This window comes from Kribbella sp. NPDC104218, assembly GCF_055584105.1.
This window is the reverse complement of the sequence record NZ_JBVJMQ010000001.1, coordinates 2856634-2874030: the sequence shown is the minus strand read 5'-3', so window position 1 is coordinate 2874030 and position 17397 is coordinate 2856634. Positions and strand designations below refer to the sequence as shown.

The 17397-nt window shown below is 70.2% G+C and carries 16 protein-coding genes; 6 read left to right on the top strand and 10 right to left on the bottom strand.

Annotation, left to right across the window (positions count from 1 at the left end; genetic code table 11):
• Positions 1 to 26: 26 nt before the first annotated feature.
• From ACZ6ZD_RS13615 to ACZ6ZD_RS13605, 3 genes are all read right to left on the bottom strand, one after another.
• Positions 27 to 1361, bottom strand: coding sequence for an aminotransferase class III-fold pyridoxal phosphate-dependent enzyme (locus tag ACZ6ZD_RS13615; RefSeq protein ID WP_465671634.1), 1335 nt, complete (start codon positions 1359 to 1361; stop codon positions 27 to 29).
• 41 nt (positions 1362 to 1402) lie between these two features.
• Entirely contained in the window at positions 1403 to 1633 is a 231-nt protein-coding gene (locus tag ACZ6ZD_RS13610) for an acyl carrier protein (RefSeq protein ID WP_465672694.1), read from the bottom strand.
• A 203-nt stretch (positions 1634 to 1836) separates the two neighbouring features.
• Positions 1837 to 3600: a non-ribosomal peptide synthetase gene (locus tag ACZ6ZD_RS13605; protein ID WP_465671632.1), complete on the bottom strand. Its 1764-nt coding sequence runs from the start codon at positions 3598 to 3600 to the stop codon at positions 1837 to 1839.
• A gap of 103 nt (positions 3601 to 3703) precedes the next feature.
• On the opposite strand from ACZ6ZD_RS13605, the gene ACZ6ZD_RS13600 reads away from it, so the two are divergent.
• Positions 3704 to 4936 carry a beta-ketoacyl synthase N-terminal-like domain-containing protein gene (locus ACZ6ZD_RS13600; protein WP_465671630.1) on the top strand — a complete coding sequence of 411 codons (1233 nt, stop codon included), beginning with the start codon at positions 3704 to 3706 and terminating at the stop codon, positions 4934 to 4936.
• Here ACZ6ZD_RS13600 and ACZ6ZD_RS13595 read toward each other — a convergent pair.
• Genes ACZ6ZD_RS13595 through ACZ6ZD_RS13585 form a run of 3 tightly spaced genes read right to left on the bottom strand, consistent with a single transcriptional unit; the run spans position 4928 to position 9948 of the window.
• Positions 4928 to 6175: an MFS transporter gene (locus ACZ6ZD_RS13595; protein ID WP_465671628.1), complete on the bottom strand. Its 1248-nt coding sequence runs from the start codon at positions 6173 to 6175 to the stop codon at positions 4928 to 4930. The genes ACZ6ZD_RS13600 and ACZ6ZD_RS13595 overlap by 9 nt on opposite strands.
• A gap of 56 nt (positions 6176 to 6231) precedes the next feature.
• Complete coding sequence (locus ACZ6ZD_RS13590; protein WP_465671626.1) at positions 6232 to 6957, bottom strand: carbon-nitrogen hydrolase family protein; 726 nt, start codon at positions 6955 to 6957, stop codon at positions 6232 to 6234.
• A 15-nt stretch (positions 6958 to 6972) separates the two neighbouring features.
• A complete protein-coding gene (locus ACZ6ZD_RS13585; protein WP_465671624.1) occupies positions 6973 to 9948 on the bottom strand; it encodes an AfsR/SARP family transcriptional regulator in 2976 nt (991 codons plus the stop codon).
• A 243-nt stretch (positions 9949 to 10191) separates the two neighbouring features.
• On the opposite strand from ACZ6ZD_RS13585, the gene ACZ6ZD_RS13580 reads away from it, so the two are divergent.
• Positions 10192 to 11550 carry a hypothetical protein gene (locus tag ACZ6ZD_RS13580; RefSeq protein WP_465671622.1) on the top strand — a complete coding sequence of 453 codons (1359 nt, stop codon included), beginning with the start codon at positions 10192 to 10194 and terminating at the stop codon, positions 11548 to 11550.
• Position 11551: 1 nt separating this feature from the next.
• Here the strand turns inward: ACZ6ZD_RS13580 and ACZ6ZD_RS13575 are convergent, their stop codons facing one another.
• Positions 11552 to 12034, bottom strand: coding sequence for a MarR family winged helix-turn-helix transcriptional regulator (locus ACZ6ZD_RS13575; protein WP_465671620.1), 483 nt, complete (start codon positions 12032 to 12034; stop codon positions 11552 to 11554).
• A 64-nt stretch (positions 12035 to 12098) separates the two neighbouring features.
• Between ACZ6ZD_RS13575 and ACZ6ZD_RS13570 the strand changes: the two genes are divergently transcribed.
• The 4 genes from ACZ6ZD_RS13570 to ACZ6ZD_RS13555 all read left to right on the top strand — a co-directional run bounded on the left by ACZ6ZD_RS13570 (position 12099) and on the right by ACZ6ZD_RS13555 (position 15126).
• Positions 12099 to 13004, top strand: coding sequence for an NADP-dependent oxidoreductase (locus ACZ6ZD_RS13570; RefSeq protein ID WP_465671618.1), 906 nt, complete (start codon positions 12099 to 12101; stop codon positions 13002 to 13004).
• Positions 13005 to 13073: 69 nt separating this feature from the next.
• On the top strand, positions 13074 to 13760 hold the full coding sequence (locus tag ACZ6ZD_RS13565; protein ID WP_465671616.1) for a class E sortase: 687 nt from the start codon (positions 13074 to 13076) through the stop codon (positions 13758 to 13760).
• A gap of 62 nt (positions 13761 to 13822) precedes the next feature.
• Entirely contained in the window at positions 13823 to 14485 is a 663-nt protein-coding gene (locus tag ACZ6ZD_RS13560; RefSeq protein WP_465671614.1) for a ferritin-like domain-containing protein, read from the top strand.
• An 11-nt stretch (positions 14486 to 14496) separates the two neighbouring features.
• Positions 14497 to 15126, top strand: coding sequence for a ferritin-like domain-containing protein (locus ACZ6ZD_RS13555; protein WP_465671612.1), 630 nt, complete (start codon positions 14497 to 14499; stop codon positions 15124 to 15126).
• 48 nt (positions 15127 to 15174) lie between these two features.
• Here the strand turns inward: ACZ6ZD_RS13555 and ACZ6ZD_RS13550 are convergent, their stop codons facing one another.
• The 3 genes from ACZ6ZD_RS13550 to ACZ6ZD_RS13540 are packed head-to-tail and all read right to left on the bottom strand — an operon-like array spanning position 15175 to position 17255.
• Entirely contained in the window at positions 15175 to 15822 is a 648-nt protein-coding gene (locus ACZ6ZD_RS13550) for an anti-sigma factor family protein (protein WP_465671610.1), read from the bottom strand.
• Entirely contained in the window at positions 15819 to 16370 is a 552-nt protein-coding gene (locus ACZ6ZD_RS13545; protein ID WP_465671608.1) for a sigma-70 family RNA polymerase sigma factor, read from the bottom strand. Before ACZ6ZD_RS13545 ends, ACZ6ZD_RS13550 begins: the two co-directional genes overlap by 4 nt.
• 12 nt (positions 16371 to 16382) lie before the next feature.
• Positions 16383 to 17255, bottom strand: a complete 873-nt coding sequence (locus ACZ6ZD_RS13540) for a DUF4394 domain-containing protein (RefSeq protein WP_465671606.1) — start codon at positions 17253 to 17255, stop codon at positions 16383 to 16385.
• Between the last annotated feature and the right edge of the window lie 142 nt (positions 17256 to 17397).

The window sequence follows — 17397 nt, the reverse complement described above, 5'->3', positions numbered from 1 at the left end:
TTTGCGGAGCACGGGGAGGAAGGCGGTCATGAGGCGAAGGCCGTCGCGCCCGCGACCATGCGGTCCACGATGGTCTCCAGGTCGGCGCGGGTCGCGATCAGCGGCGGCGCGACGCGCATCGTCGGGTACAGGTAGCGCAGACCACGCGTCCGGCGTCCGGCACCGGACATCAGCTCGACGTACACACCGGCGCGGATCATGCACTCGCGCAGCTCGGTCCGGCGGTCCGCCGCCTGTTCGGTCAGCTCGAGACCACGCAGGAAGCCGGCCCCGCGGGCCTCGGTGAAGATCTCCGGGAACGCTGTCACCAGCTGCTTGTCGAGCAGCTCGCCCAGCTCCACACCGGCCGTGGCCGAGCGCTGGAGCAGCTCCTCGCTGACCAGATGGTTCAGACCGGCGCGGATCACCGTGCAGGTCAGCGGCCGCAGATCGGACGTCGCAACCGCACCGGTCGCCCGGATCTCCAGACCGCGCCGTGCGATCACCATGGACGTCGACAACGCCCCCATGCCGAGGCTCTTGCCGATCACGGTGACGTCGGTCGGGATCGCGCCCTGCTCATCCGTCATCGCGAACCACTGGCCGGTCTTGGCGAACGTCAGTACTTCGTCCGCGATCAGCAATGCACCGCTGTCGGTGGCCAACCCGGCCAGCTCGCGCAGGTAGCCCTCCGGTGGCACCAGGATGCCGGCGTCCCCCTGGACCGGCTCGACGACGACGGCCAGGACGCGCTCGCCGTTCTGGGCGAACCACTCGCGAGCGGCGTCAGCCTCACCGAACGGAATGTGCTCGACGGTCAGCCCGAACGGCTCTGGAGCCACCGCAGGCAGGCCGATGCGGTAGTGCCGCCGGTTCAGCAGCGGCACCAAACCACCGGACCAGCCGTGCCAGGCGCCTTCGAAGGCCAGCACGAGGTCACGGCCTTCGGCACCGGCGACCGGTCGCAGCCGCCGTCCGTCGAAGCGCGACTCCAGTGCGATCCGCAGCGCGAGCTCCATCCCCTCCGAGCCCGAGTTGCGCCCGCTGACGACGTACTCGTCGGCGGGGAAGCGGTCGGCGAACAGCCCGCCCGGCGCGAAGAGCCGGTGCAGCAGCGCCGAACGCTCGTGCGACGCGACTTCGTCCGTCACATAACCGGCGCTGCGGACGCCGTCCGCCAGCGCGCGAGCGACCACCGGCGACCCGGCGCCGAGGCACGCGGATCCGTAACCACCACTGGCATCCAGGACGTCGAACGCGCGACCGGAGTCGAGCTCGACGAACTGCTGGACGAGCCCGCTGGCGCCGGTGCACCCGAACGGGAGCCGGGAACCGCCGTAATGGTCGAGCTGCGCTTCCCGGTCGAACCAGGTGACGGACATGCGAGAACTTCCTCTCCGCGGGCGGACGGTGGGGACGGGCGTCAGGCCTGGGCGCGCGACTGCAGGTCGCGGACCAGCGTGGAAACGGTCCGGATGCTGGTGAAGTTCTCCGGGCTGAAGTCGTCGTCGGAGATCGTCACGCCGAACGTGTTCTCGGCCTGGACGCGGAGCTCGACGAAGCCGAGCGAGTCCAGCCCGAGCTCGGCGCGCAGGCGGTCGTCCAGACCGATCCGGTCCGCCGGGGTCTCGACGAAAAGGTCGGTGACGAGAATCGACCGGATGGCTGACTCGATGCTGTCGATGATGGCTCTCCTCTGGATCGAATGCTCCGGATGCTGCCGAGCATTCGATCCAGCGCGGACGACCCCCGCCGCAATGGCAAGTGAACTTAACCGGTCGAGCAGTTGGCCAACTCTGCGGTAGCCGCAGAGAATCGCCTTGTAAACAAGGCGAATCTCAGTATCCGGGCATGACTTCAGGACGGCGGATCAGTTGGTTCCGACAACCGATCACGACGCCTGGACAGCCGCTTCCTCGCGGCGCCGCCGGAGGGACGGCGGGGTGTCTCCAGTGTGCTGGCCGGGGCGGGATCCCGCAGCCGCGCGGCGAGTTCGCGGACGGTCGGGTAGGTGAACAGGTCGAGAGTCGCGACCGGACGGCCGAGGACGGCGCTCAGCCGGTCGCGGACCCGCGTGACGGACAGCGAGTGCCCACCGAGGTCGAAGAAGCTGTCGTTCGGCCCGATCGCCGCGACGCCGAGCACCTCGGACCAGATCGCCGTCACCACCTCTTCGGTCGTGGCGTCCGGCGCGATCGGCGCCGGGGCCGCCGGTTCCGGAACCGGGAGCGCGCGGACGTCGATCTTCCCGCTCGTCGTCACCGGCAGCGCCGCGAGGACGACGAAGTCGTCCGGAACCATTGCCCTGGGCATGCTTCGGCCGAGAAACCGCCGCAACTCCGGCGTTTCCAGAGTTTTCCGCGGGACGACGTACGCGATCAACCGGCCGCCGGCGACACCCACGTGCGCCTGCGCGACCTGGGGATGGCTGGTCAGGACGGCGCTGATCGCGGCCGGCTCGACCCGATGCCCGCGGATCTTCACCTGCTCGTCGTTGCGCCCGACGAAGACCAGACCGGCCTGCTCGGCGCGGACGAGATCACCGCTGCGATAGGCCCGCGGAGCAGTCTGGAACCGACCGGTCTCCAGTTCCGAATCGAGGTAGCGCGCGACTCCGACCCCGCCGATCACCAGCTCGCCCGTCGCACCCCACTCCACCGGATGACCGGCGTCATCGACGACCGAGAGCTGCCAGCCGTCGAGCGGCAGTCCGATCCGGACAGTCTCGTCGGCCACCATCCGCCAGGCGCAGGCGACCACCGTCGTCTCCGTCGGGCCGTACGTGTTCCAGACCTCGCGATCAGGTGTGATGAACCGCTTGGCCAGCTCGGGCGGGCAGGCCTCGCCACCGAAGATCAGCAACCGGACGCCGGGCAGCCCGCCACTCGGCCACAGACCGGCGAGCGTCGGCACGGTCGAGACGACGGTGATCCCGCGCTCGGCCAACCACGGGCACAGGTCCGCACCGGACCGGACCAGATCCCGCGGCGCGGGGACCAGGCAGGCGCCGCTGCGCCAGGCGAGCCACATCTCTTCACACGAGGCGTCGAAGGCGACCGAAAAGCCTGCCAGCACACGGTCTCCCGGGCCGAGCGGGGTGAACAACCGCGCTTCGGCGTCCGCGAAAGCAGCCGCTGATAGCTGACTGACCGCGACGCCTTTGGGGCGACCGGTCGTGCCGGAGGTGAAGATGATCCAGGCGTCGTCGTCCGGTCCGGGACGGCCCGGGCCGTGCGTGGCCGAGCGCAGTACGAACTCGTCATCGAAGACCCCGCAGACCTGGGCGTCGTCCCACACCGCGGCGGCACGCTCCTCGGGATCGTCGCGATCGACCGGCACGTACGCCGCGCCCGCCGCGAGGACGCCGAGGATCGTCAGGTAGAGCTCGGCCCGGCCGGACTGCATCCGGACGCCGATCCGGTCCCCCGGGCCGACGCCGTCCGACCGCAGCCGAGCGGCCAGTTCGGCGACGCGCCGGGCGAGCTCGGCGTAGCTGAGGACGGTCTCGCCGTCGTCGATCGCGAGCGCGTCCGGATACGCGGCGACGGTCGCGTCGAGGATGTCGAGGAGTGTGCGCGCGGCGGCTGGTGGTCGACCCGGCAGGAGTGCGGAGTTGTCCATGCCTCGACACGGTAGGGGGCGCATCGTCAAGCCTGTCAAGGGATTCGGGCACCGGCCAGCTGGTGTTCACGCGCCGTCTCCTCCCCGGAAGTAGGTTCGCGCGATGACCGACGACAGCGGCGACATTGCGGTGATCGGGATGAGCGGCCGGTTCCCGGGGGCGGCGAACGTCGCCGAGTTCTGGCAGCACCTGGTCGACGAGCGCGAAGGGATCACGCGCCTCGACCACGACGACCCGGAGCTGCTGCCGGCGTACGGCGTCCTCGCCGGGGCTGACTCGTTCGACGCGGAGCGGTTCGGGTACTCCGCGGCTGAGGCGGCGGTCATCGATCCGCAACAGCGGCTGCTGTTGGAGACCGCGGCCGACGCCTTGGAGAGCGCTGGGTACGGCGCCGAGCGCCCGGTGACCGGGGTCTTCGTCGGCGGTTCGGCGTCCGACTACGCGGCGCGGCTGCGTGCGGACGGGGTCGCCGAGAGCCGGATCCGGTTGGGCAACGACCTCGACTACCTGAGCAGTCGGATCGCTTACAAACTAGGGCTTTCCGGGCCTGCCTTGACGGTGCTCACGGCTTGTTCGTCGTCGCTGGTCGCCGTCCATCTCGCCGTCCAGGCCCTGCTCGCCGGGGACTGCGAGGTCGCGCTCGCGGGTGGCGCAAGTGTGGTCGTCGGGGCGCCGCGCGTGCGATACGACCCGGAGGGGATCTTCTCGCCGTCCGGCCAGTGCCGGCCCTTCGACGCGGCCGGTGACGGGACGGTCGGCGCGAGCGCGGTCGGGCTGGTCGTCCTGCGGCCGCTCGCCGACGCGATCGCGGCCGGCGACCACATCCACGCGGTGATTCGGGGGACGGCGGTGAACAACGACGGCCGGGCCAAGGTCGGGTTCACGGCGCCGAGTGTGCTCGGGCAGGCCGAGGCGATCCGCGCCGCGCAGCTGGTGGCCGATGTGACGGCTGACGAGATCGGGTACGTCGAGGCGCACGGGACGGCGACGCCGATCGGCGATCCGATCGAGATCGCCGCGCTGACCAGGGCATTCCGGGAGACCACGGCCGCGGTCGGCTCCTGCCGGATCGGCTCGGTGAAGTCGAATATCGGCCATACCGACGCGGCGGCCGGCGTCAGCGCGCTGATCAAGACCGTGCTCTGCGTCGAGTACGGCGTCCTCCCGGCCAGCCTGCACTTCACCGACCCGAACCCGGAGATCGACTTCGCGTCCTCGCCGTTCGTGGTGAACACCAAGACGCAGCCCTGGCCGGGCCCGCGGGTGGCCGGGGTGAACGCGATCGGGATCGGCGGGACGAACGCGCACGTGATCGTCGCGCAGCACTCAGGCTGAGTCGTCGATGTAGTTGCGCATCTTCGGGATCGCGGAGAACAGCGGCGGCAGGAACGAGAGCACGTTCAGCGCGGCCGCGATCCAGAACACGTTCCGCAACCCGATCGAGTCGACCAGCAGACCGCCGCCGGCGGCGCCGATCGGGATCACGCCCCAGGTCGCGAACCGGAACACCGAGTTCATCCGGCCGAGCAGGTTGGTCGGCGTGACCGCCTGGCAGAGGCTGACCTGGAGGACATTGAAGATGTACGCGCCCAGGTAGACGACGAACATCCCGGCCGCGAACGTGACCGCGCCCTGGGACAGCGGCAGGATGATCGAGCCGCCGGTGAACAGCACGATCGCGACCATGAACGCCGTACCGGTCCCGAGTTTGCGCGCGAACGGCTCGGCGAGCAGCGCGCCGACCACGCCGCCGCCGTTGCCGACGGCAAGGGCGATGCCGATCACCGCGGGGCTCAGGTGCAGCTCGTCGGCCGCGAAGACGACCTGCAGGGCGAGGACGGCGGCGAACGCCAGCTCGGCCAGGGTCGCGCAGAGCAACAGCGGGCGGATCAGTGAGTGGCCGAAGACGAACCGCATCCCGTCGACGATCTCGCTGCGCAGGCTGAACTTCTCCGTCGCCGGCTCCGGCCGCGGCGTCTTGGGCAGCCGCATGACGAAGTACGCCGACGCCAGGTAGGTGAACAGGTCTGCGAGGATCGCCAGCGGCGCGGTCAGCCACTGGATCAGGCCGCCGCCGAGGCCCGGGCCGCCGATCTGGGCGACCGACCGGGAGAGTTCGAGTTTGCCGTTCGCGTCGACGAGCCGGTCCTCTTCGACGATCGCGGGCAGGATCGAGAGCTGGGCGACGTCGAAGAACAGCGTCCCGAGGCCGATCACGAACGTGACGCCGTACAGCAGCGGCATACTCAGGAAGTCCAGCCACAAGGCGACCGGGACGACGAGCAGCGCGGCCGCGCGACCGACGTCCGAGACGATCATCACCATCCGCAGCGGCAACCGCTCGACCCAGACGCCGACCGGCAGGCCGACCAGCATGATCGGCACGTACTCGATCGCCCAGAGCAGACCGACCTCGAAGGCCGACGCGTCCAGGAAGAACAGGCCGACCAGCGGGAGGGCCAGCAGGGTCACGTTGGTCCCGACCAACGTGACCGTCTGCGACAGCCACAGATCCCGGAATCCCCCGACCCGCCACAAACTCCGACTCAGATCCGGAACCCACCTGGTAGCCATCGGCACAGGGTTCCGCACCACCTCAAACGCGAAGTGAGCAACGGGTGTACACGGCGCTAGCGCTTCAGGGTCACCGCGAGGACGCCGGCCTCGGTCGCCGACGCTTCGTCGATCAACTCGCCGTCCGGCCCCCAGACCGCGCTCGATCCGCAGGTCTGCCACCCGCCGGTGCTACCGACGTGATTGGCCAGCAGGACGTACATCCCGTTGTCCCGGGCCCGCGCCGGCAACCAGCTGCGCGACTCCTGGTACCCGTTGCCCACGCTGAAGAGCGCACTCACCAAGTAGGCATCGGCGCTGTCCTCGGCGGCGGCTCGCGCGTGCTCCGCGAACCCCGAGTCGTAACAGACCGCCAGGCCGAGCCGCCAGCCGTCGACCTCGATCGTGTGCCCACCGGCGCCGGGGGTGAACAGATCCTGCTCGCTCTCGAACAGGTGCTGCTTGTCGTACTGCGCCCGCACGCCATCCCCGTCGAGCACCACGGACGAGATGAACAGCTGCTCCGCGCGTCGCGTCGCCGTCCCCACCACCGCGACCGCGCCCGCCTCCCGACAAGCAGTCACCAACGGCCCCAACCGCCCATCGTCGGCCGCCAGCGCCAGCCCCTCCGAATCCTGAGCGATCAACCCCGGCTCGTACCCCGACAAGAACTTCTCCGGAAACACCACCACTTGAGCCCCGGCCGCACGCACCGCCCGCGCAGCCGTGGCAACATTCGCCTCGACGTCCCCGGCCACCGGACAAGCCTGCACCGCCGCCACCCGCAGCTCACCCCTGCTCATGGCGCCGACACTATGTCAGGCGGAGCGCACGATCGCGGCCCGTCGCCGCCGGAGGTCGGCCGCGTGCAGCGGGGTCATCGAGCCGAGTCGCCGCAGCGCCTGATCGAGGAGCGCGGCCGCGTCGGCGTCCGCGCCTTCGGTCTCCGCACACGAGGCCAGCCCATCGAGGCCGAGCGCGGCGATCCGATCCCGATGGCTGTCCTGGGCGCTGTCGACCACCGCACCGAAGGCGGCGCGGCTGTCCGCGAGCCGGCCCGCCGCGAGGTAGGTGCGGCCGAGCTGCAGCCGCGCCTCGTCGATGCCGTAGACGTCCGCCAGCTCCAGGGAGATGTTCAGCGAGTTTTGCAGGATCTCGATGGACTGCGGGTAGTCGCCGAGCAGCCGATGCGCGGCGCCGAGCTGGCAGAGCGAGTCCATCCGGCTGTAGCGCATGCCGATCTCGGCGGCCAGCTGCTGGGACTCGGTCACGGCGTCGATGGCTTCCTGCGGTCGGCCGAGCCCGTTGCAGGACTCGGCGATACCGTTCAGCAGATGCGGCTGCAGTGAGCGGTCGCCGTACGCTCTGGCCATCGCCAAGGCGAGCCGGTAGGACTCCAGCGCCTTCTGGTGCTCCTGACGCGCGCCCTCGGTGATGGCGAGCTCCATCATCGCGTAGGCCTTCATCCGCTCGTCGCCGATCGCCTGCGCCAGATCGAGTGCCGCCCGATGCGCGGCGATCGCCTCGTCGCCCGGATCGACCAGCCGCAGCAGCTGGGCGAGCCCGTTCAGCAGCTCCACATGTAGCACGGCGTCGCCGTCCGGGGGCATCAGCTTGAGGGCCTCGCGCACCAGCTCGATACTGCGCAACGGGCCTTCCTGGACCTTGATCACGTTGGCCATCCGCTGCAGCAGCCGCGCCTGCGCTTCGACGTCGCCGAGCCGGCGGGCCGCGGCCAGGCCGAGCTCGAGCATCGCATCCCGCTGCCGAACCTGGTTGCGCTCGTGCAGGTGCCGGGCGAAGGCGGCGGCGATCAGCCAGCTCTGGTCGTCGCCGAACGCGCCAGCAACATGCTGCAGGGCCGCGAAGATGTTGCCGCCCTCGATGTCACCCCAGGACTGACCGTCCTGGGAGGTGGCCAGCTGTGGCCCGGCGACCAGCGGCCGGTCGCTGATATCGACGTACTGCGCCTTGGTCAGCAGGGAAACCGCGCGGTGGCCGGTCTGCAGGTAGAACTCGAGTAACCGCTCGACCGCCGTCCGGCGATCCGCCTCGGACTCGGTCTGCCGGCTCAGCTCGGTCGCGTACTCGCGGAGGAGGTCGTGCAGCTGGAAGCGGTCCGGCGCGGGCTGGAGCAGCAGGTTCGCGTCCAGCAGGTCTTCGAGCAGCGGTTCGGCGTCCAGTGGGTCGATGCCGGCCAGCGCGCCGGCGCCGTACCGATCCAGGTCGCGCCCGGGCAGCAAGCTGAGACCGCGGAACAGCCGCTGCTGCTCGGCGTCCAGCTGCTCGTAGGACATCGCGAAAGTCGATCGGACGCCGCGGCCGTCGACGCTGAGCTCGTCGAGGCGACGGTCGTGGTCCTGCAGCCGTTGGTTGAGGTGGCCGATCGTCCAGGCCGGGCGGTGCCGGAGCCGCGCACCGGCGATCCGGATCGCCAATGGCATGTGGCCGCAGAGCGCGACGAGTTCACGCGTCGCCGCCAGCACCTCGGCCGCTCGGTCGGCGCCGACCACCTCGGCGAGCAGCCCAGCGGCGTCCGACGCCTCGAGGACGCCGAGCGCGAACCGATGTGGTGCGTCGATCCCGGTCAGCTGCCGACGGCTGGTGATCAGTACGCCGCAGGTCGCAGACCCTGGCACGAGCGGGGTGATCAGCTGGCTGTTCGGAGCGTCGTCCAGGACGATCAGCACGCGCCGCCCGGCGACTTCGGACCGCCACAACGCGGCTTGACTGTCGAGATCCCGCGGGATCTGCTCCGGATCGACGCCGATGCCCGCGAGCAGGTGATCCAGCGCGGCTTGGGTCGCGAGCGGCGCGCGTCCGGGGGTGTGGCCGTGCAGCTGCACGTAGAGCAGGCCGTCCGGGTAGGTATCCGCGACCGCGCGTGCGGCGTGGATGGCGAGCGCGGTCTTGCCAACCCCGCCCATCCCGTCGAGGGCGACCACCGGCGGCGCGGTCCGGTCGGCCGGAGTCAGCGCGGCAACGACCGCCTTCAGCTCCTGGCTGCGCCCGATGAACGTCGCATCCTGATACGGCAGCTCGTCCTTGGTCGGCGGTGCCGCGTTCTCGTTCCGGAGGATGCGCTGCTGGGTGGCACGGAGGGCCGGACCGGGCTCCACACCGAGCTGGGCCACCAGAGTGGTCCGCGCGGCGGCGTACACGGCCAGAGCCTCCGCTTGCCGGCCACCGGCGTACAGGGCAAGCATCAGCTGCCCCGCCAACCGTTCGTCGAGCGGACGATCGGCAACCGCGGCTACCAACTCCGGAGTGATATCGGCGTGGTGTCCCGCGGCCAGGTCGAGGTCGATCCGATCGCTCAGCACCTGGTACCGCCGCTCCAGCAACCGCTGGCGCTCCGTCGCCAAATAGGGCCCGGGCAACCCGCTCAGCGGCTCACCGCGAAACAGCTCCAACGCCTCGGCGTAACTCGCCGCCGCAGCGCCGGCATCTCCGGCCCGCTGCCCGGCGCGCACCGCAGCCTCGAACCGCCCGACGTCAACCGCCTCCGCGGGCAGCCGCAAGGCGTATCCGTCGCGCGTCGTCTCCAGCACCCCGTCCAGCGGCAGCGCCTTGCGCAACCGATAAACGTACGACGGCAACACCCGCAACCCGCTCGCAGGCGGCCGGTCGCCCCACACCGCATCGAACAGCTCCTCGGCCGAACAGACCCGATCGACCCGCAAAGCCAGCACCGCGAGCAACGCCTGCTGACGCAACGGCCCCGCCTCCAGAGCCGCGCCCGCCGAGCGCACCTCCAGAGGCCCCAGCAGCTCGATCCGCAGCGGCCCACTCATCCCCGCAGTCTCCCAGACCGCCCCGGCCACCCTCTGCAGAGTGAACAACTTCCCCCACCAGACCGAGGCCCGCACCCACCGCACTGCGATGAACTGTCTCTCGGGGGGACTGGGGAACCGAGCCAGGGGCGGCTGGGGAGGTACCGGGGTCGGCGGGGGCGCCGGAGGTCAATCCGGCGTCGCCCGCCGACTTCGGGTGTTTTCGGTATGGCGAAGATGTTTCTGGATAGTTAGAATGTCCGGATGAAGGCTTTGCTGGTCGGGGGGAACACGGTCGGGGCGATGGTTCGTGAGCGGGAGCCGCGGGTGGACGGGTTCCGGCATATCGACACGCCCGCGCTGGTGCGGCGGTTGCGGGATCTGGCGGCGGACACGTACCTGTTCGGGATCTGGGACTCGCCGACGGATTTCGACGATCTGCGGCGGGAGTTCCTGCCGGCGGCCGCGGCGGCGGGGATCGACGTGATCCCGTACCTGGTGCCGCCGACCGAGACGAACGCGACCGGGCGGGCGTCGCGGCCGTTCCTGCTGAACTTCGTGACCTGGGCGACCGAGCTGGCGGAGTTGTCGACGCGGCACAAGAACCTGGTGGCCTGGGCGATCGACGAGTTCGAGTTCGAGTTCAACGCGCAGCTGTTCACCCCGGAGTACCTGCAGAGTTTCGTCGACGCGGCCCGGGCGGTGAATCCGGACTTCCGGTTCTACACGTGCGCGTTCCACGCGGCCGCGACCAGCGCGGAGTTCCTGGACAAGTACGGCGAATACCTGGACGGGATCATCTATCCGTTCCTGGACGGCGACCGCGAGAACACCTCGGTCGCCGGCTCACTCGGCGACTGCCTGGACTCGATCCTCGAGCTGACCAGGCCGCGCGATCTCGAGCTGATCCCGCTGATCTACACCGGCCGCTACCTGGACGCGCCGCTCGCACCGACCGAGGAGTACGTCGCCGCCGCGCTCGGCATCGCCGCGAAGTACGCCGCTGACGGCCGGATCGACGGCGTGATCGCCTACGGCACCCAGCTGGACGACGCGCCGACGCCCGCCTCCGACAACAAGGCCATGTACGGCGTCGGCCGGCTCGCACTGATCGCGCCGCGCGGCCCGATCGGCGCGGGCGCCACCGCGACGGCGAGTCAGGTCGTCGCGGTCGACCCGACGTCACCGCGGTACGAGATCTCCTTCTGGTACCACCGCTGGTTCCACGCGCACGGCGTCCGGCCGGGGATCCATCGGCTGGAGTTGCTGATCGACGACGAGGTCGTCTGGGAGATCGACATCGCCGAGCAGAACTGGCCGGTCTGGACGCAGGGCGACGGGATGATGGGCCCGGTCGACGTCACCGCCGCCGTCCGCGGCCGGAACCGCGTCCAGGTCACCTTCCGGCTGCGGACGCTGCGCGACACCACCCGCTCGTACGTCGACATCGGCGTCGACAACCTGGAGACGATCGGGCTGTCGCTGCTGAACGGCGGTTTCGACGAGCAGTCCGATTGGACGCTGGCGTCGTCCGGGCCGCTGCTGGCGCTGATCGATCACTTCGTCGCGGACCGGCCGGCCCGGATCCGCTCCGCCGTCGCGCGGGCCTACCGCAACTCCTGACTCACTCCGGCCGCGGCAGCGTGCCGTGGGTCAGGACGTGCTCGTAGATGTGCTCCAGCGCATCGGCGAGCGGGTCGAGCAGCTCGGCCGGGAGGCCGTCGAAGAACAGGCTGCGGACGTGGTCGACGTGGCCGACCGCGGCCGCTCGGAGCGTCGCCCAGCCCGCGGCGGTCAGCGTGACCTCGGTGACCCGGCGATCCTGGGCCGACGGACCGTGCGTGAGCAGGTCGCGGCGTTCCATCCGGCGGATGTGATGGGAGACGCGACTGCGCTCCCAGCCGATCTGGTTCGCCAGGGCGGTGATCGTCTTGCGGCCGTCGTCCGCCGTGGACAGCGCGGTCAGGACGTCGTAGTCGGTCGACGAGAGCCCGCTTTCGGCCTGCAACTGCCGGTTGATCTCGTAGTTCAGCCGGAGCTGGACGCGCATGTAGGCAAGCCACGCTCGCTGCTGATCAGGGGTCAGCCAGACCGGTTCGCTCGGCATGGGAATGAATTCTCCCGCATACCCGTTACGTGACATATCACGTAATCTACCTGGAGGAGTTCCGATGTCGTCTGCAACTGTGCTGCCCCGGTACGGCGAGCCGGAGGTGCTGGTCTGGTCCGAGGTCGAGCGGCCCGAGCCGGGGCCGGGCCAGATCCGGATCCAGGTGTACGCCGCCGGCCTGAACCCGACCGACCTCAAGATCCGCCGCGGCGAGCTGCCCTTCCTCGGGCTGCCCGCGGTGATCGGCTACGAGGTCTCCGGCGTCGTGGACGCCGTCGGCCCCGAGGTGACCGGCGTCGAGGTCGGCCAGGGCGTCGCCGCCTGGCTACCGAACCTCGGCGGGTACGGCGAGTACGTCGTCACCGCGCTCTGGTCACCGAAACCAGAAGCCGTCAGCTGGGTCGACGCCGCTGCGCTCCCCGCGTCGGCCGAGGCCGCCGTCCGCGTCCTGCGCCAGCTCAAGGTCGGCAGCGGCGAGACGCTGCTGATCCTCGGCGGTGGCGGCGCCGTCGGCGTCATCCTCACCCAGCTCGCCCTCGCCGCCGGCGCCAAGGTGATCAGCGCCAACGGCGCCGCGGACGACGAACTACTCCGCGAGCTCGGCGCCACCCCGGTCCGGTACGGCGCTGACCTGCTCACCAACGTCCGCGCGGTCACCTCGAAGGTCGACGCCGTCGTCGACGCGGCCGGCCACGGCGGCCTCGCCGAAGCAGTCGAGCTCGCCGGCGGCCCGGACCGCGTTCTCACCTTGGCCGACGGTCGCGGCGCCCAGGAGAACGGCGTCCTCCTCAGCACTCCAGGCCCCGACAGCGCCCCGGACGGCGTCACCACCGTCCTGAACCTCCTCGCCGCCGGCAAACTCCGCCTCCGCGACTCCGTCACCTACCCGATGGCCAAGGTCGCCGAGGCCCACGCCGCACTGGAGTCCGGCCGGATTCGGCAGAAGATCGTCCTGATCCTGCGGTAACACCCATCTGGATCGGCCCGGGTTCCGAAGTACTGCTGATGACCGACCTCGTGAGGAGATGGTCAGCGTATGAAGACCTGGAAACCGGTCTATCGATGGCTGGCGGCCAGTACGGGTTTCGCACTGCTGGTCGCCATCGCCGTCATCATCTTCGGCCCCGACGGCCGACAACCGCCTTCGAGCGCGCCGAACGTGGCGGCGCCGAGCGCGTCACCCGCCGAGCCGGAGGCGATGGTGAACCGGATGCTCGACCAGTTGCGCAACGGCGAGCCGGTCGAGTCGCAGTTCGCGCCCGGTGAGGGGAACCCGGCCGACGGCGTGCCGATCGAGGCGATCAAGGCACGGCCCGGCGAGCAGCTGCGGCTCGGTCGCTTGGCGATCCCCCGGTTGAAGCTGGACGACGAGCTGAACAACGGCGTCGACGAGGCCGCGCTGGTGAATGGCGTCGGGCACTGGCCCGGTACGCCGATACCGGGCAGCGCCGGCAACGCAGTGATCAGCGGCCATCGCAGTACCAACGAGAAACCGTTCCTGTACCTGGACCGGCTACGGCCAGGTGACCCGATCACGGTCACGGTGGGCGACCGGCGCACGACGTACAAGGTCTTCAAGACCACGATCGTGCCGCAGGCGGAGTACGTGAAGTTCGTCCTGCGCCAGCCCGCCAAGCCGGGGGACAAGGTCCTGACCTTGTTCGCCTGCCATCCGATCACGGCCCATTACCAGCGCATCGTCGTCCAAGCGCGCGTCGCCTGAGGAGGCGGTACCTCCTGATCCCAGCACGACCCTGATGCACGACAACGAGCACAAGGAGAGTCATGGGTATCAAGGCACTGTTCGGGGGCCGTCCGGTCCTCGAGTTCAGCGATGAGCAGAGCAGGCGCAGCTTTCTGCGCAATGCGGCGCTGGTCGGAGTCGGGGCGACGTACGTCGCCTCCCAGCTGGGTGATCCGCTCGCGTTCGGCAACGCCGATCGCGGGTACGCCGAGACCGACGCGAACGCGAGCGATCTGGACATCCTCAACTACGCCCTGACGCTGGAGTACCTGGAGGCCGCGTTCTACACCGCGGGGCTGAAGGCGAAACTGCTGAAGGGCCGCGAGCTGGAGCTGATCGACCCGATCCAGCAGCACGAGGCCGATCACGTCAAGGCGGTCCGGACGACGATCACCGATCTCGGCGGCCGGCCGGTCGCCCAGCCCAAGGTGAAGTTCCCGGCCGGCACGTTCGACAGCCGGGCCGCGTTCCTGAAGACCGCGGCGACCTTCGAGGAGCTCGGCGTGAAGGCGTACCACGGTCAGGTTCCGCTGGTGAAGAGCCCGGAGCTGCTCGGCGCCGCCGCGTCGATCGCCGGGGTCGAGTCACGGCACGCGGCGATCATCGCCCAGGTCAGCGGCGGGAACCCGTTCCCGGCGCCGATCGAGGCCAACCTCGGGATGGCTCCGGTGCTCAAGGCCGCCATGCCGTTCATCGCGAAGTAGGGAGCGCACCGATGACCGACACGACACGTGATCTGATCCACGGCAACGCGGCCGCCGTCCCGGCCGGGGTCGCCCTCGGCGCGCTGAACAACGGTTTCCACCTGGCCAGTGCGAAGGACTTCGGCAACGACATCGACGTCCTGAACTACGCGCTGACGCTGGAGTACCTGGAGGCCGAGTTCTACCGGCAGGGCAACAAGGCGAATCTGGTCTCCGGTAAGGAGAAGCAGTACCTGATGCAGATCGGCGCCGACGAGGCCTCGCACGTGGCCACGTTGACCGCGACCATCCAGAAGCTGGGCGGGACGCCGGTCGGCGCGCCGGCGGTCGACTTCGGCGGCGCCTTCGACAGCCGGAAGAGCTACCTGACCACCGCGCACGTCTTCGAGAACAAGGGCGTCGGCGCTTATCTGGGCGCGGCCGGTTTCGTGAAGGACAAGATGATCCTGCAGGCTGCGGCCGGGATCTTCGGTGTCGAGGCCCGGCACGCCGCCGTCGTCGGCAACCTCCTCGGTCTCAAGGCCGAAGGCGGTGTCTACAACGGCGCGTTCGAGAAACCTGCCTCGAAGAGCAGCACGCTGACGGCGGTCGCGCCGTTCCTGGTCGACCCTGACAAGGTCGTTGCCGCCATCACCTACTGACGGCGGCGCGGCCCGGTCTTCCCCGATGGGAAGGCCGGGCCGCGGGGGTCAGACCGAGCCTTTCAGGACGACGCGGTTGGCGTCGTCGAGGACTTCGAAGGAGCGGGCGTCGGGGCGCAGGACGGACGAGTTGAGATTGCAGGTGAGCTGTCGGGTGCCGGTGCCGATGAACTCGCCTGCGGGGGCGATTCGGCCTTGGGTGTCGAGGACGACGACGTGGTAGCGCTTACCTGCTTCGTATCCGCTGCCGACCAGTTTGATCTCCATCCCCCAGGTGTGCGGGACGACGTCCGCGGTGGAGCGGATGCCGGCGGCAACGGTCGTGACCTCGACGGGTTCGAGTGGGATCTTGGGCGGGTTCGGCGCAGCGACGTACCCGATGCCGATGCCGCCGATCAGCAACGCTGCCGCTGCGGCCAAGAGCCAAGATGGACGCCGACGGCGGGGCTCGGCTTTGATCGCCGCCAGGATGGACTCTTCGAGCCAGGCGGGCGGTGCCGCCGGTACGTCGTCCAGACGGTCGGGGTCGATCGTGCGCAGCGGCGCGGCGAGCGGCGCGATCGCGGCGAGCTCGTCGCGGCAGTCCGCGCAGCCGTCGAGATGGGCCTGGACGGCGGCGTGTTCGGCGGGGGTGAGCTGGCCAAGGGCGTAGGCGCCGAGCAGCTCCCGCAGCCGGCGATGCTCCGCTGTGTTCACAGGTCCACTCCCATCTCGTCCATGGCCAGCCGCAAGGCTTTCAGTCCGTAGAAGACCCGGCTGCGCAGGGTTCCGACCGGGACGCCCTGCTCGGCGGCGACCTCGTCGTACGGGCGGCCGCGCAGGTAGGTCTCGACCAGCGCCGAGCGCGCCTCGGGCCGGATCCGCCCGAGGGCCTCCTCGACCAGCCAGCCGAGGACCGCCTGGTCGTCGGCGCCGCTGATCGCGGGGACCAGCTCGGTCAGGAGCTCGGGCGGGTGCAGGGTGGCCGGTTTGGCAGCTCTGCGGCGGGTCTCGTCGATGACGAGATTGCGGGCGATGGCGAACAGGTAGACCCGCAGGCTGGCCACGGACGGGTCGAAGCGGTCGGCCGCGCGCCAGGCGCGGACGAACGTCTCCTGGACGACGTCCCGTGCCGCACCCTCGTCGTCGAGTTGCCGCACCGCGAAGCGGTAGAGCTCGGCGCCGTGTTCGGCGTACGCGGCACGGATGCCGTCGTCCCGGCTCAGGTCGTGATCGATTCGCGGTGCGCGACGTGAGTGCGGCACGGGTCGGAGTCCTCAGCGAGCGGCGTACGCGAGACCGACGACGTCCCCGAGGCCGAGCGCGAGCAGCGGCGTCGTCCGGCCGGTCCTCAGATCGACCCGGACGAGCTGCGAGCCGTGCAGCAGACCGCCCTCGACCGCGGCGATCGCGCGGTAGTCGCGGGCGTCGTACGAGCCGGCCGTCCGGCCCTTGCCGTTGATGTCGAACCCGTTGACGGTGCTGATGTCGCGGCCGAGGCGGCCGACGGTGAACAGCTGGCCGGTGTTCGGCGAGACCGCGGGCGTGGCGCCGGGCAGCGTGCCTTGGGTGACGAGCGTGTCGCGGTGGGCGTCGAGCGCGTAGAGCCCGGTGCTGGTCGCACCCGCGAAGCTGTCCGTGTACGCAGCCGCCGCGACCCGCGGCGCGGCGCCACCGGCCGGGTAAGCGAGCGGGACGTCGGTCGCGGCCACCGCACCGGTGTCGGGGTGCAGGCGCAGGTTGCGCCCGCTGCTGGTGACGAGCCGGATCCGGTCGACGGTGGGGTTGAAGTCGAAGCCGACCGCCGTCCCGACCGCACCGGCGGCGGGAGTACCGACCGCAGTCGCCCGGCCGGTCTTGACCGCGATCGTGTAGAGCTGACCGGACTTCGCGACCGCGTAGAGCGCGCCCGTCGCGGGCCGGACGTCGATGCCGACCAGCCGGTCATGCGCCTTCAGCCCACGGACCTTGACCCGGTGCTGGGCCAGCAAGGGCAGATCGGCGTCCCGCACGCTCAGTGTGCCGTCCTTCTCCAGCAGGTAGACATCCGGCGTCGTACCGCGACTGGACGCCGACGCGGCCGGTGCGGCCGTCACCCCCGCGGCCAACACAGTGCCGACGGCAACGACCACGGCCAGCGACTTCTTCATGACAGGCTCCCTTGGATCCGGTGATTGACGCGAGTGAGTACGGCGAAGTCATCGGCGGCGTTCACGGCCCGGCGAACTTTTTTCGCCGCGGCCGGAACCTGAGCGGGACAACGCTTCTTCGGTCCTGGACGGCGGCGCGGAT